This window comes from Streptomyces sp. NPDC034037, assembly GCF_055575715.1.
The window spans coordinates 58,806-72,881 of record NZ_JBVISC010000010.1 but is presented as its reverse complement, the minus strand read 5'-3'; the positions used below and the strand labels follow the sequence as shown (position 1 = coordinate 72,881).

The following is a 14,076-nucleotide window of genomic DNA, read 5'->3' as shown; positions in this document are numbered from 1 at the left end:
ACCAGGCGATCCCGTAGGTCTCAACTAGGAAAACCCGTGGGGCAAACGTGTATTCGATCTTGCTCGGCCGACGGGGAGTGGACTATACCTGTCGGCACCCGTCGGCCCGCACAGCCGTTCGGCATCCACGCACGACCCCAGCTTCACACCACCGCGGTGCCGGGGAGGGTCCGGTTCACCGCCTGAGTCCTGTATGAAGGCGAGGACTTGAGCATGGGATCCACCAGCGTCAACCGTCGTGATGTCATGAAGAGGGCGGCGGCCGCCGGGCTGCTCGCGGTGCCGGCCATGGGGGCGCTCAGCTCCTGCGCCAGCGGGGGCGGCGAGGGGAACAAGGCCGAGAAGGGCGAGAAGTCCGCGAAGAACCCGCTCGGCGTGAAGGCGGACGCGGGCCTGACGGTCTACATCTTCAACGGCGGGTACGGCGACAAGTACGCCCAGTTCGTCACGGACATGTACGCGAAGAAGTACCCCGACGCCAAGCCGGACCAGAAGGCGACCGAGAAGATCGCCACCCAGGTCCAGCCGAAGATCGTCCGGGGCAAGCCCACCGCGGACGTCGTCAACAACTCCGGCGCCGAGCAGATGAACATCGGCAAGCTGGTGCACAACGAACAGGTCGCCGACCTCGGTGAAGTGCTCGACGCCCCCTCCTGGGACGACCCGGACGTCACCGTCCGCGAGACCCTCGTCCCGGTCGTCGAGCAGATGGGCCGCTTCGGCGGCCAGGAGTGCTACCAGCTCAACATCGCGCTGACGGTGTACGGCAACTGGCACTCCGCCAAGCTCCTCGAGGACGGGCTCGACAGCGCGTACCCGAAGACCTGGGACGAGATGCTCGCCGTCTGCAAGAAGGCCAAGGCCAAGGGCATCCACGGCTGGAGCTACCCCGGCGGCCACCCCCGCTACATGTTCTTCAGCATGTACGCGATGTTCGCCCAGCGCGGCGGCCGCGAGGTCATCGAGGCCATGGACTACCTGGAGCCGGACGCCTGGCGGCACGACGCGGTCAAGGACGTCTTCGAGGCCTGGGAGGAACTGGTCGCCAAGAAGTACGTGCTGACCGGCTTCGACGGCCAGCAGGCCCACACCGAGATGCAGACCGCCTGGACCAAGGAGGGCAAGTGCCTCTTCGTGCCCAACGGCTCCTGGGTGGAGAACGAGGCCAAGGACACCACCCCCGCGGACTTCCGCATGACCGTCGGCGCGACCCCCTCGCTGGACTCCGGCGACAAGATGCCCTTCGGCACGCTCTACGCCCCGGCCGGTGAGCCCTTCATCGTCCCCGCCAAGGCCAGGAACCGGCAGGGCGGCCTGGAGTGGCTGCGGATGATGTACAGCAAGGAAGCCGCCCTCAACCTCTTCAAGGAGGTCGGCTCGATGCCCGTCGTCAAGGGCGCCATCGACGGCGAGAAGCTGCCCTCGGGCACGGCGAGCGCACAGAAGGCGATCAAGGCCGCCGGCGAGAACATCGTCATCCCCCACTTCATGGACTGGTACAACGAGCTGTTCCGCGAGGACTTCAACAACATGATCCACACGTTCATGCAGGGCCAGATCGGTCCCAAGCAGGCCATGGACACCATGCAGAAGGCCAGTGAACGGATCCTGAAGGACCCCGACATCACCAAGGTCAAGAAGGCCTGAGCGGGCGAGGTGGACGAGCGGGCGGGACCGAGCAGCGTGCAGCGTGACACCTCCCGGGTGGGCGATCCGCCACCCCCGAAGACGACCATGAACGACACCGCGAAGAAGCCCTCGGCGGGCGGGCGGACCGGGCACAAGCCGCCCCCCGGCCCGCCCCCGGGGCAGCCCCCCGCCCCGCTGCCCGGCCTGCTGCTGTGGCCGGCGCTGCTGCTGCCGCCCGGCCTCACCCCCCGGCGCGTCCGCTACGACCGGCGCTACCGCACGCTCGACAAGTACCGCTTCATCGTGGGCTTCCTGGCCGTGCCCCTCGCCTTCTACGCGCTGTTCGTCGTCTCGCCCTTCCTCCAGGCGATCTACTACTCGTTCACCGACTGGTCCGGCGGCCCCGTCGCGAACTTCGTCGGGTTCGACAACTACCGGAAGATGTGGGACGACGACCGGTTCTGGGAATCGCTGCGGATCAGCACCCTGCTGCTCGTCATCGCCCCCGTCCTCACCCTGGTCCTCGGCATGTTCTTCGCCTACATGATCACCGCGGGCGGCCGGCACCGCAGGGGCAAGGCCATCGCGGGCGTCGCCGGGTCCTCGTTCTACAAGGTCGTCTACTTCTTCCCGCAGGTCCTGTCCGTCGCCATCATCGCCGTGGTGTGGGGCCGCGTCCTGAACACCAACAGCGGCCTGATCAACGGCGGCCTGGAGAAGATGGGCGTCGACGGGCCCGCCTGGCTCGGCGGCGACCGGACCCTCGGCCTCGTGTCCCTGCTGATGGTGATCAGCTGGAGCTTCATCGGCTTCTACGTCGTGCTGTTCTCCGCCGCCATGGGGTCGATCCCCAAGGACGTGTACGAGGCCGCGCTGCTGGACGGCGCGGGCCGCACCCGCACCTTCTTCAGCGTCACCCTCCCGCTGATCCGCGACTCCGTGCGCACCGGCTGGATCTACATGGGCATCCAGGCGCTCGACACCTTCGCGATCTGCCTGGTGATGGTGCCCCCGCACGTCCTGAAGGTCACCCCGGTCTTCCTCTACGAACGCTTCCGTGACGGCCAGTACGGCTACGCCACGGCCATCGGCGTCGTCCTCCTCGTCCTGAGCATGGCGTTCTCGCTGATCGTCATGCGGGTCGGGAACCGTGACCGGATCGAATACTGAAGAGCGCGGGAGCCACTGCCTCATGACCACGACCAGCGCCGCCGCCCCCCGCCCCGACGCCACCGCCGCCCCCCGGAAGCAGAGCGAGGCGGGCACCACCCTCAACGTCTTCTCGCACGCCTTCCTCGTCCTGTGGGTCGTGCTGGCCGCCGGGCCCCTGATCTGGGTCGCGCTGACCGCGCTGCGCCCCTCGGCCGAGATCCTCAGCGACCCGATGGGCTGGCCGGCCTCCTTCCACTGGGAGAACTTCACCCACGCGTGGAACAAGGCCAACATCGGCCGCTACACCGTCAACTCGCTGATCATCCTGGCCGGTTCGCTGACCGGCACCATGCTGCTCGGCTCGATGGCGGCCTACGTCATCGCCCGCTTCACCTTCCCCGGCAACCGGTTCGTCTTCATGCTCTTCGCGGGCGGCATGATGTTCCCGGTCATCCTCGCGCTCGTACCGCTCTTCGCCGTCATGGAGAACTTCGGGCTCCTGGAGACCCGGCCGGGCCTGATGATCGCCTACATCGCGTACTCCCTGCCCTTCACCACCTTCTTCCTGACCTCCTTCTTCCGCACGCTGCCGACCGGCGTGCAGGAGGCGGCGATGGTCGACGGCGCCTCGCACACCCGCACCTTCTTCCAGATCATGCTGCCGATGGCCAAACCGGGCCTGGTCAGCATCGGCATCTTCAACTTCCTCGGCCAGTGGAACCAGTACCTGCTCCCGCTGCTGCTCAACAACGAGGACGAGCAGAACTACGTACTGCCACAGGGCCTCGCCTCGCTGGCGGTCTCCCAGGGCTACCGCGGCGACTGGGGGGCGCTCTTCGCGGGCCTGACGATCGCCATGCTGCCGGTCCTCGTCGTCTACGCGGTCTTCCAGCGACAGGTACAGGCCGGTCTGACCGCCGGGGCGCTCAAGTGACCTGGTGAGGCAGGTGATTTCAGCTTGGCCACGAAAGTGGTCTAGGCCTGTCGAGGCAAAACCGGACGTGAGTAGTGTCGGCCCGACGGCGCAGCGGGGGGCGACTGTACGCGTCAAGTCGACACTGGAGTCGAAGGGTTGAACAGCATGAGGAACCGAATGGTCGCCACCGGCGCGGCAACGCTCTGCATGGCGCTGGGACTCACCGCCTGCGGCGGGGACGGCGACAGCGGCGACAGCAAGACGATCAAACTCGTCGCCGCCGACTACGGCGACAAGGCCTCCAACGCCTCCAAGGTGTACTGGAACCAGGTCAAGAAGGAATTCGAGAAGGCCAACAAGGGCTACACGGTCGACGTCCAGGTCATCAACTGGAACGAGATCGACAAGTCCGTCAAGAACATGATCCAGGCGGGCGACGAGCCCGACCTGCTCCAGACCGGCGGTTACGCCGACAAGGTCGCCGACGACCTCCTCTACAAGGCGGACGAGGTGATGTCCGCCAAGACCCGCGAGAATCTCATCCCCACCTTCGCCGAGGCAGGCGAGGTCGACGGCACCCAGTACGGCATCCCCTGGGTCTCCTCCAGCCGCGTGATGTTCTACAACAAGGACGTCTTGAAGAAGGCCGGTGTGAAGAGCCCGCCGAAGACCTGGGACGAACTCGCCGCCGCGGCACAGAAGATCAAGGCCAAGAAGGCCGCCGAGACCCCCTACGCCCTGCCGCTCGGCCCCGAGGAGGCCCAGGGCGAGACGATGATGTGGGAGCTGGGCAACGGCGGCGGCTACACCGACGCGGGCGGCAAGTACACCGTCGACAGCGCGAAGAACGTCGAGACCTTCGAGTGGCTCAAGACCCACCTGGTCAAGCCCGGCCTCACCTACGCCAACCCCGCCTCCACCGACCGCAAGACGGCCTTCGCCGACTTCGCGGGCGGCAAGGTCGGCATGCTCAACGGCCACCCGAGCCTCGTCCAGATGGCCAAGGACGGCAAGGTCGACTACGGCGTCGCGCCCATCCCGGGCAAGGACGGGCCGCTCAAGAGCACGCTCGGCGTGGCCGACTGGATGATGGCGTTCAAGGACGGCGGCGCCGAGAAGGAGGGCGTCAAGAAGTTCCTGGACTTCACGTACTCCAAGAAGATGCTGGCGTTCGACGAGATGTACAACCTCATGCCGGTCACCCAGGACGCGCTGAAGAGCATGCAGTCCAACGGCAGGCACAAGGACCTGGAGCCGTTCTTCGAGGTGCTGCCGAACGCCAGGTTCTACCCGCTGGGCGACACCTCGTGGGACCTCGTCTCCGCCGAGATCAAGAAGACCGGCGGCAAGGCCGTCGTCGACGACCCGAAGCAGGTGCTCGGCGACCTCCAGAAGAAGGCGGAGTCGGCGGCCGCCGACGCCAAGTAGCCCCCCAGCCCCTCTGGTTCGCAAGGAGTCCTTGTGTCACTGAAGGCCCCTCCGTCCCCGGCCGGCCCGGGCCGGGGACGGGGCGGGCGCGCGGCCGCGCCGGTGAGCCGCCGCGGCGGCATCGCCCGGCTCGGCCCGCTGCCCTGGATAGCGCCCGTCGTCCTGCTCATCCTCGCCGTGGTCGTCTGGCCCGTCATCGAGCTGGTCCGCACCTCCTTCCTGAACATCTCCATCGCCGGCAAGGTGCGCGGCGGCGCCGGGACCGCCAAGTTCGCAAAGCTTTTCGAGGAGAGCGACTTCGGGGCGGTCCTGACCTGGACCGTGGTGTGGACGGTCGTCGTCGTCACCGTCACGATGCTGCTCTCGCTCGCACTCGCCCAGCTGTTCGATCAGAAGTTCCCCGGCCGCCGCGTCACCCGCTGGGCGCTCATCGCCCCCTGGGCCGCGTCCGTCCTGATGACCGCCATCGGCTTCAAGTGGATGCTCAACCAGACCGCGGGCGTCCTGAACACCGCGATGCTGGACCTCGGGCTCATCGACAGCCCCCGGGACTGGCTCGGCAGGCCGGAGACCGCCTGGCCCTGGATGATGGCCGTCGCCGTCTTCGTCTCCCTGCCCTTCACCACGTACACGCTCCTGGCCGGCCTCCAGACCATCCCCCGGGACGTCTACGAGGCCTCGCGGATCGACGGGGCGGGGCCCTGGCAGACGTACCGCCACATCACGCTCCCGATGCTGCGGCCCGCCTTCCTCGTCGGCGTGGTCATCAACCTGATCAACGTCTTCAACTCCTTCCCGATCATCTGGGCCATGACCCAGGGCGGTCCGGGTTACGACACCTCCACGTCGATGGTGTTCATGTACAAGCTGAAGGAGACCGACATCGGCGAGTCCGCGGCCATGTCGGTCGTCAACTTCCTGATGGTCGTGGTGCTCGTACTGATCTTCCTGAAGGTCAGCCGGTGGAACGAGGAGGACTGATGGCCACCACGACGGCGATACGCCCCGCACCCGGCAAGGGCCGCGCGCGCAAGCGGGCCTTCCGGCCCCGCACCCTGGTCGTCACGGCCTGTGCCTGGCTCCTCGCGGCGATCTTCCTCGCGCCCTACCTGGAGATGATCGTCACCGCGCTGCGCCCCAAGGACGAGCTGCGGGACCGCACCTACCTGCCCCAGGACCTGGAGTGGGCCAACTTCGTCGACGTCTGGAAAGAGTCGGAGCTGGGCCAGAACCTCCAGGTCACCCTGCTCGTCGCCGGCGGGGCGACCCTGCTGGTCCTGCTGGTCTCGCTGCCGGCCGCGTACTACACGGCGCGCATGCGCTACCGGGGCCGCAAGGCGTTCCTGCTGCTCGTCCTCGTCACCCAGATGTTCCAGCCCACCGCCCTGCTGGTCGGCCTCTATCGCGAGTTCCACCAGCTGGACATGCTCAACTCGGTCTGGACGCTGATCCTCACCAACGCGGCGTTCAACCTCGCCTTCGCGGTGTGGATCCTGACCGCCTACATCAGCTCGATCCCGCCGGAGCTGGAGGAGGCCGCCATGGTGGACGGCACCAGCCGCTTCGGCGCGATGACCAGGGTGACGCTGCCGCTCGCGCTGCCGGGCGTGGTCACGGCGGTGATCTTCACCTTCATCACCTCCTGGAACGAGTTCGTGATGGGCCTGACCCTCACCACCGAGCCGGACAAGCAGCCGCTGACGGTGGGCATCAACAATTTCATCGGCAACTACACCGTCCAGTGGAACTACCTCTTCGCCGCGTCCGTGGTCGCGATCGTGCCGGTCATCGTGCTGTTCGCGTTCATCGAGCGGCATGTGGTGAGCGGGCTGACGGCCGGATCGGTGAAGTAACGGCCGACGCGGCAGGGGCCGGGGCCCGGACGGGGGAGCGGAATGTCCCCCGCCGGGCCCCGGCCCCTGTCGCGTCCGATCCACTGTTTTTCCGTCAAGGACTTGACTGCGCCAACCCCTTCATCGGAGCTTGGAGTTCACAACTTGTACGGGCGGCCCTGGTGTCGTACGTCATACAGGCAAAGGTGGAAGAGTCAATGGAGACTCCGGGGTCGCAGTCCTCTCTGCACCGGGCCAATCTGGAGCGGGTCGTACGCGCCGTACGCCTCGCCGGTTCGCTCACGCAGGCGGAGATCGCGCGGACGACGGGCCTGTCGGCGGCGACGGTCTCCAACATCGTGCGGGAGCTGAAGGACGGCGGGACGGTCGAGGTCACGCCCACCTCGGCGGGCGGCAGGCGGGCCCGCAGCGTCTCGCTCAGCGGGGACGCGGGCATCGTCATCGGCGTCGACTTCGGGCACACGCACCTGCGCGTGGCCGTCGGCAACCTCGCCCACCAGGTGCTCGCCGAGGAGGCCGAGCCGCTGGACGTGGACGCGTCCGCCGCCCAGGGCTTCGACCGGGCCGAGCAGCTGGTCAGCAGGCTGATCGCGGCCACGGGGGTGGACCGTACGAAGATCGCCGGGGTGGGCCTCGGCGTGCCCGGGCCCATCGACGTGGAGTCCGGCACGCTCGGCTCGACCTCGATCCTGCCGGGCTGGACCGGCACCAAGCCCGCCGAGGAGCTGGGCGGCCGTCTCGGCGTGCCGGTGCACGTGGACAACGACGCCAACCTCGGCGCGCTCGGCGAGCTGGTGTGGGGGAGCGGGCGCGGGGTCAGGGACCTCGCGTACATCAAGGTGGCGAGCGGCGTCGGCGCGGGGCTCGTGATCAGCGGGCGCATCTACCGGGGGCCCGGCGGCACCGCGGGCGAGATCGGGCACATCACCCTCGACGAGTCGGGCCCGGTCTGCCGCTGCGGCAACCGCGGCTGCCTGGAGACCTTCGCCGCCGCCCGCTACGTCCTGCCGCTGCTCCAGTCCAGCCACGGCACGGATCTGACCATGGAGCGCGTGGTGGGGCTCGCGCGAGGCGGCGACCCGGGGTGCCGGCGGGTGATCGCCGACGTCGGGCGGCACATCGGCAGCGGCGTGGCCAATCTGTGCAACCTCCTGAACCCCTCCCGGGTGGTCCTCGGCGGGGACCTCGCCGAGGCCGGTGAGCTGGTCCTCGGGCCCATCAGGGAGTCGGTGGGGCGCTACGCGATCCCCAGCGCCGCGCGGCAGCTGACCGTGCTCCCCGGGGCCCTCGGCGGCCGGGCCGAGGTGCTCGGCGCGCTGGCGCTCGCGCTCAGCGAGATGGGTGATTCGACCCTTTTGGACGGGTCGCTCGCCGTCGCCGCGCCTGCCTTCACTTAGATAACGCATGGCACCGTTGTCATCTCGTTAAGGATTTACTCCTTGACGCTGGTGTGGCGGCCGAGTTGACTTCGAGCCACCTCGGCCGCAACGACGCGGCCTCGTCAGGGAGGCACCCACCATGAACGCAGTGACGCGTCGCGTCGTCATAGGCACCGCCGCGGTTTCGATGGCACTGGCCATGACCGCGTGCGGCAAGGCCGGCGACGGCGACGACAAGGGCAACGGCGGCGACAGCAAGACCATCGGTCTGCTGCTCCCCGAGAACAAGACGACCCGCTACGAGACCTTCGACCGCCCCATCATGGAGGCGAAGATCGAGGCGCTCTGCTCGGACTGCAAGGTCAAGTACAACAACGCCGCGCAGGACATCGAGACCCAGAAGAAGCAGTTCGACGCCCTCGTCACCCAGGGCATCAAGGTGATCATTCTGGACGCGGTCGACTACAAGTCGACCAAGTCCTGGGTCAAGCAGGCCGAGAAGCAGGGCGTCAAGGTCGTCGCGTACGACCGTCTCGCCGAGGGCCCGCTCGCCGCCTACGTGAGCTACGACAACGAGAAGATCGGCCGCCTCCAGGGCGGGGCCATGGTCAAGGCGCTCGGCTCCGACGCCAAGGACGCCAACGTCGTCATGATCAACGGCTCGCCGACCGACCCGAACGCCCCCTTCTTCAAGAAGGGCGCCCACTCGGTGCTCGACAAGAAGGTCAAGAAGATCGCGTACGAGCAGGACATCCCGGACTGGTCGCCCGACGAGGCGAACCGCAAGATGTCCTCCGCGATCGACAAGCTCGGCAAGGACGGCATCCAGGGCGTCTACGCCGCCAACGACGGCATGGCGGGCGGCGCGATCACCGCCCTCAAGCAGCGCGGCATCAAGGTCCCCGTCGGTGGCCAGGACGCCGAACTCGCGGGCGTGCAGCGCCTGTTGAGCGGCGACCAGGACTACACGATCTACAAGGAGATCAAGCCGGAGGCCGAGACCACCGCCGAGATCGCGGTGCGCCTGCTCCAGGGCAAGGCCATCGACACGATCACCGACCGCAAGGTCGACTCGCTCAGCGGCGACTTCAAGGGCATCCCGGCCAAGCTCTACGACGCGCAGGCGATCACCAAGAACGAGGTCGCCGAGACGATCGTCAAGGACAAGGTCTACAAGGTCAGCGAGATCTGCACCGCCCAGTACAAGAAGGCGTGCGACGCGGCGGGCATCAAGTAACTCCCGCACGCGGCAAAGCCGTTCGCATCGTTCAGATCGTTCGCATCGTTCAGAAGTGAGTTCCGGGGGGCGCTCCAGAGAGCGCTCCCTGGAACCCGTGCCCACTCGCGGCACTGCTCTCGCTGCACCACCATCCCCGCCGGTCAGGCGGCGAAGGAGATGATTCACGTGTCCGCTACGCCCGTGCTGGCGTTGCGCGGGGTCTCCAAGCGGTTCGGCGCCGTCCAGGCGCTCACGGACGTAGACCTCGAAATCCATGCCGGTGAGGTGGTCGCCCTCGTCGGCGACAACGGAGCCGGCAAGTCCACCCTCGTCAAGACGATCTCGGGCGTCCACCCGATCGACGACGGCACCATCGAATGGGAGGGCCGCCCGGTCCGCATCGGCCGGCCGCACGACGCCCAGAACCTCGGCGTGGCCACCGTCTACCAGGACCTCGCCCTGTGCGACAACCTCGACGTCGTCGCCAACCTCTTCCTCGGCAGCGAGCTGAAGAGCGCCTCCGTCCTCGACGAGATCAAGATGGAGAAGCGGGCCAGGGAGCTCCTGGACACCCTCTCCATCCGCATCCCCAGCGTCCGCATCCCGGTCGCGGCGCTCTCCGGCGGTCAGCGCCAGGTCGTCGCCATCGCCCGCGCCCTGGTCGGCGACCCCAAGGTCGTCATCCTCGACGAGCCCACCGCGGCCCTCGGCGTGGAGCAGACCGCGCAGGTCCTCGACCTGGTGGAGCGGCTGCGCGAGCGCGGCCACGGCGTGATCCTCATCAGCCACAACATGGCCGACGTGAAGGCCGTCGCGGACACGGTCGCGGTGCTGCGGCTCGGCCGCAACAACGGCATCTTCCCCGTCGCCGACACCACCCACGAAGAGATCATCGCCGCGATCACCGGCGCCACGGACAACGCCGTCACCCGCCGCAAGGCGCGTACGGCCACGGCACCGAAGGAGGGAGCGAAGTGAGCGACCTCGCCAAGACCCCGACGAGCAAGACCACCGACGCCCCGGCCTCCGCGGCGCCCGTCCCCGCGGTCGACCCGCGCCTGCTGGTGCGCGAGGAGGGCCTGGCCGGCTACTGGAGCGAGTTCAAGCGCAAGATGCGCGGCGGCGAGCTGGGCTCGCTGCCCGTCGTCATCGGCCTGATCGTCATCGCGGTCATCTTCCAGCTGAAGAACGACCACTTCCTGGACGCGAGCAGCCTCGCGAACATCGCGGTCTTCACCTCCGGCCTCGGCATCATGGCCGTCGGCATCGTCTTCGTCCTGCTGCTCGGCGAGATCGACCTCTCGGTCGGCTCGGTGGCCGGCATGGGCGCGGCGGTCTGGGCCGTGCTGAGCGTCACCCACGGCCTGAACGACTGGCTCGCGGTGCTCCTCGCCATCCTCACCGGACTGGTCATCGGCGCCGTCCACGGCGCCTTCTTCGCCAAGGTCGGCGTGCCCGCCTTCGTGGTCACCCTGGCTGGCTTTCTCGGCTGGAGCGGCCTGCAGATCTGGCTGATGGGCGGCGAGGGGAGCATCAACACTCCCGAGGGCAGCGTCGTCGAGGACCTCACCGGCCACTTCTTCGCGGAGAAGGGCGCGGCCTACGGCCTCGCCGCCGTCGCGATCCTCGCGTACGCGGCCTCCCTGCTGCTCGACAGCAAGCGCCGCAGGAGCGCCGGGCTGCCCTCGCGCCCGGTCAGCGAGATCGTGCTGCGCACGGTCGTCGTCGCGGTCCTCGCGGGCGGTGCGGCGTACGTCCTGAACGAGCCCGCCGGCGCCCGCGGCCTGCCGCTGGCCCTGGTGCTCTTCCTGGCCGTCCTCGTGATCGCGGACTTCGTGGCGCGCCGCACCACCTTCGGCCGCCAGGTCTTCGCGGTCGGCGGCAACGCGGAGGCCGCGCGCCGGGCCGGCATCAACGTCGACCGGGTCCGGATCACCGTCTTCGCGATCTCCGGCATGCTGGCGGCCTTCGGCGGCCTGTTCATCGCGAGCCTGTCCGGCGGCGCCACCAAGAGCCTCGGCGGCGGCAACACGCTGATGATGGTGATCGCGGCGGCCGTCATCGGCGGCACCAGCCTGTTCGGCGGCCGCGGCAAGGTGTGGTCCGCGCTCCTCGGCATGCTGGTGATCCAGTCCATCCAGCAGGGGCTGAACCTGCTCGGCATGGCCAGTGAGATCCAGTTCATGATCACGGGAGCGGTGCTGCTCGCGGCGGTGGTCATCGACTCCGTCTCGCGGCGCACGCAGAAGTCGGCGGGGCGCGCGTAGCGTTCCTCCGGGCGGATTTCCCGCCGCCGGGTCTGTTGTCGCTGGTCGCGCGCCTCCCCGCGCCGCTTGCGGAGCTTCCCCCGCGTCCCCCAAGGGGCGCGGGGGTTCTCCGTGTGAGCCGGGAGCGGCTCCCCGGGCGCGGTTCGCGGCGGCGGAACATTAGACTCGACAGACCCGGCAACGCTCGAACAGCACATCTCAGCTCTATTGCAAGGAGGCACGGGTGCCGCTGCTGACCCGCATCACGGGACCGCGCGATCTGGACCGGCTCAGCCCCGAGGAGCTGAACGAGCTGGCCGGAGAGATCCGCGGCTTCCTCGTCGAGGCAGTCTCCAAGACCGGCGGCCACCTCGGCCCCAATCTCGGCGTGGTCGAGCTGACCATCGCCCTGCACCGCGTCTTCGAGTCCCCCAAGGACAAGGTCCTCTTCGACACCGGCCACCAGAGCTATGTGCACAAGCTGCTCACCGGCCGCCAGGACTTCAAGGGACTGCGCGGCAAGGGCGGCCTGTCCGGCTACCCCTCGCGCGCCGAGTCCGAGCACGACGTGATCGAGAACAGCCACGCCTCCACGGTCCTCGGCTGGGCCGACGGCCTCGCCAAGGCGAACGAGGTGCGCGGCAAGGACGACCACGTCGTCGCCGTCATCGGCGACGGCGCGCTCACCGGCGGCATGGCCTGGGAGGCGCTGAACAACATCGCGGCCGCCAAGGACCGCCCGCTCGTGATCGTCGTCAACGACAACGAGCGGTCGTACGCGCCCACGATCGGCGGGCTCGCCAACCACCTCGCGACGCTGCGCACGACCGACGGCTACGAGCGGTTCCTGGCCCGCGGCAAGGACATCCTGGAGCGCACCCCGGTCGTCGGCAGGCCGCTGTACGAGACGCTGCACGGCGCCAAGAAGGGCCTGAAGGACTTCATCGCCCCGCAGGGCATGTTCGAGGACCTCGGCCTGAAGTACGTCGGCCCGATCGACGGCCACGACATCGAGGCCCTGGAATCGGCGCTCCAGCGCGCCAAGCGCTTCGGCGGTCCGGTGATCGTGCACTGCCTCACCGAGAAGGGCCGCGGCTACAAGCCGGCCGAGGAGGACGAGGCCGACCACTTCCACGGCATCGGCCCGATCCACCCCGACACCGGCCTGCCCATCGCCGCGGGCGGCATGGACTGGACGTCCGTCTTCGGCGAGGAGATGGTCAAGCTCGGCCACGAGCGCGAGGACATCGTCGCCATCACGGCGGCCATGCTCCAGCCGGTCGGCCTGGCCAAGTTCGCCAAGGCGTTCCCCGAGCGGGTGTACGACGTCGGCATCGCCGAGCAGCACGCGGCCGTCTCCGCGGCGGGCCTGGCCACCGGCGGCCTGCACCCCGTCTTCGCCGTGTACGCCACCTTCCTCAACCGCGCCTTCGACCAGCTCCTGATGGACGTGGCCCTGCACAAGTGCGGCGTCACCTTCGTCCTGGACCGGGCGGGCGTCACCGGTACGGACGGCGCCTCGCACAACGGCATGTGGGACATGTCGATCCTCCAGTGCGTGCCGACGGTGCGGATCGCCGCCCCGCGCGACGCCGACCAGGTCCGCCTCCAGCTCCGCGAGGCCGTCGAGGTCGACGACGCGCCGACCGTCGTGCGCTACTCCAAGGGCGCGGTCGGCCCGGCCGTCAAGGCCGTCGGCACGGTCGGCGGCATGGACGTGCTGCGCGAGGCGGGCAGCGAGCACCCCGACGTGCTGCTGGTGTCCGTCGGCGCGCTCGCGCCGATGTGCCTGGAGATCGCGGGCCTGCTCGACAAGCAGGGCATCACCACGACCGTCGTGGACCCGCGCTGGGTCAAGCCGGTGGACGAGGCCATGGCGCCGCTCGCCGAGCAGCACCGCGTCGTCGTCACCGTCGAGGACAACTCCCGCGCGGGCGGCGTCGGTTCCGCCATCGCCCAGGCCCTGCGCGACGCGGGCGTCGACGTGCCGCTGCGCGACTTCGGCATTCCGCCGCGCTTCCTCGACCACGCCTCCCGCAAGGAGATCATGGCCGAGATCGGGCTGACCGCCCCGGACATCGCCCGCCAGGTGACGGGTCTGGTCGCCAAGCTCGACGGCCGGTACGAGCGCGCGGGCGACGAGGTGGACGCCGTGGAGCCCGCCCGCGACTGACCCCGCCCGACACCGCCGAAGGGCCGGTCCCACCACCCTGTACGGGTGGTGGGACCGGCCCATTCGCGTGAATGGGCCCGC

Annotated in this window: 11 protein-coding genes; all 11 read left to right on the top strand. The window is 68.8% G+C overall.

Annotated elements, in window-relative coordinates; genetic code table 11:
* Positions 1-213 precede the first annotated feature (213 nt).
* The 11 genes from ngcE to dxs all read left to right on the top strand — a co-directional run bounded on the left by ngcE (position 214) and on the right by dxs (position 13,995).
* Positions 214-1,647, top strand: coding sequence for an N-acetylglucosamine/diacetylchitobiose ABC transporter substrate-binding protein (ngcE, locus tag ACZ516_RS29305; protein ID WP_469012487.1), 1,434 nt, complete (start codon positions 214-216; stop codon positions 1,645-1,647).
* Between the two features lie 87 nt (positions 1,648-1,734).
* Positions 1,735-2,799 carry a carbohydrate ABC transporter permease gene (locus ACZ516_RS29300; protein ID WP_358910983.1) on the top strand — a complete coding sequence of 355 codons (1,065 nt, stop codon included), beginning with the start codon at positions 1,735-1,737 and terminating at the stop codon, positions 2,797-2,799.
* Positions 2,800-2,821: 22 nt separating this feature from the next.
* Positions 2,822-3,715, top strand: coding sequence for a carbohydrate ABC transporter permease (locus ACZ516_RS29295; protein WP_358580810.1), 894 nt, complete (start codon positions 2,822-2,824; stop codon positions 3,713-3,715).
* A 147-nt stretch (positions 3,716-3,862) separates the two neighbouring features.
* Positions 3,863-5,125, top strand: a complete 1,263-nt coding sequence (locus tag ACZ516_RS29290) for an extracellular solute-binding protein (protein ID WP_361077002.1) — start codon at positions 3,863-3,865, stop codon at positions 5,123-5,125.
* Between the two features lie 33 nt (positions 5,126-5,158).
* Positions 5,159-6,106, top strand: a complete 948-nt coding sequence (locus ACZ516_RS29285) for a carbohydrate ABC transporter permease (RefSeq protein WP_361077005.1) — start codon at positions 5,159-5,161, stop codon at positions 6,104-6,106.
* Positions 6,106-6,978, top strand: coding sequence for a carbohydrate ABC transporter permease (locus ACZ516_RS29280; RefSeq protein ID WP_358583655.1), 873 nt, complete (start codon positions 6,106-6,108; stop codon positions 6,976-6,978). Before ACZ516_RS29285 ends, ACZ516_RS29280 begins: the two co-directional genes overlap by 1 nt.
* A gap of 197 nt (positions 6,979-7,175) precedes the next feature.
* On the top strand, positions 7,176-8,375 hold the full coding sequence (locus tag ACZ516_RS29275; RefSeq protein WP_358583657.1) for an ROK family transcriptional regulator: 1,200 nt from the start codon (positions 7,176-7,178) through the stop codon (positions 8,373-8,375).
* A 121-nt stretch (positions 8,376-8,496) separates the two neighbouring features.
* Positions 8,497-9,594, top strand: coding sequence for a substrate-binding domain-containing protein (locus ACZ516_RS29270; protein ID WP_358583659.1), 1,098 nt, complete (start codon positions 8,497-8,499; stop codon positions 9,592-9,594).
* Between the two features lie 159 nt (positions 9,595-9,753).
* A complete protein-coding gene (locus ACZ516_RS29265; RefSeq protein WP_358583660.1) occupies positions 9,754-10,554 on the top strand; it encodes an ATP-binding cassette domain-containing protein in 801 nt (266 codons plus the stop codon).
* Positions 10,551-11,843, top strand: coding sequence for a sugar ABC transporter permease (locus ACZ516_RS29260; protein ID WP_358583661.1), 1,293 nt, complete (start codon positions 10,551-10,553; stop codon positions 11,841-11,843). Before ACZ516_RS29265 ends, ACZ516_RS29260 begins: the two co-directional genes overlap by 4 nt.
* Before the next feature lie 223 nt (positions 11,844-12,066).
* Positions 12,067-13,995, top strand: a complete 1,929-nt coding sequence (dxs, locus tag ACZ516_RS29255) for a 1-deoxy-D-xylulose-5-phosphate synthase (RefSeq protein WP_358583662.1) — start codon at positions 12,067-12,069, stop codon at positions 13,993-13,995.
* Positions 13,996-14,076: the final 81 nt, after the last annotated feature.

Excerpts from the sequence above, each read along its gene's own strand:
- ACZ516_RS29280 (WP_358583655.1), top strand. The coding sequence starts at position 6,106 with ATGGCCACCACGACGGCGATACGCCCCGCACCCGGCAAGGGCCGCGCG.
- ACZ516_RS29265 (WP_358583660.1), top strand. The coding sequence starts at position 9,754 with ATGATTCACGTGTCCGCTACGCCCGTGCTGGCGTTGCGCGGGGTCTCC.
- ngcE (WP_469012487.1), top strand. The coding sequence starts at position 214 with ATGGGATCCACCAGCGTCAACCGTCGTGATGTCATGAAGAGGGCGGCG.
- ACZ516_RS29275 (WP_358583657.1), top strand. The coding sequence starts at position 7,176 with ATGGAGACTCCGGGGTCGCAGTCCTCTCTGCACCGGGCCAATCTGGAG.
- ACZ516_RS29300 (WP_358910983.1), top strand. The coding sequence starts at position 1,735 with ATGAACGACACCGCGAAGAAGCCCTCGGCGGGCGGGCGGACCGGGCAC.
- ACZ516_RS29270 (WP_358583659.1), top strand. The coding sequence starts at position 8,497 with ATGAACGCAGTGACGCGTCGCGTCGTCATAGGCACCGCCGCGGTTTCG.
- ACZ516_RS29290 (WP_361077002.1), top strand. The coding sequence starts at position 3,863 with ATGAGGAACCGAATGGTCGCCACCGGCGCGGCAACGCTCTGCATGGCG.
- ACZ516_RS29295 (WP_358580810.1), top strand. The coding sequence starts at position 2,822 with ATGACCACGACCAGCGCCGCCGCCCCCCGCCCCGACGCCACCGCCGCC.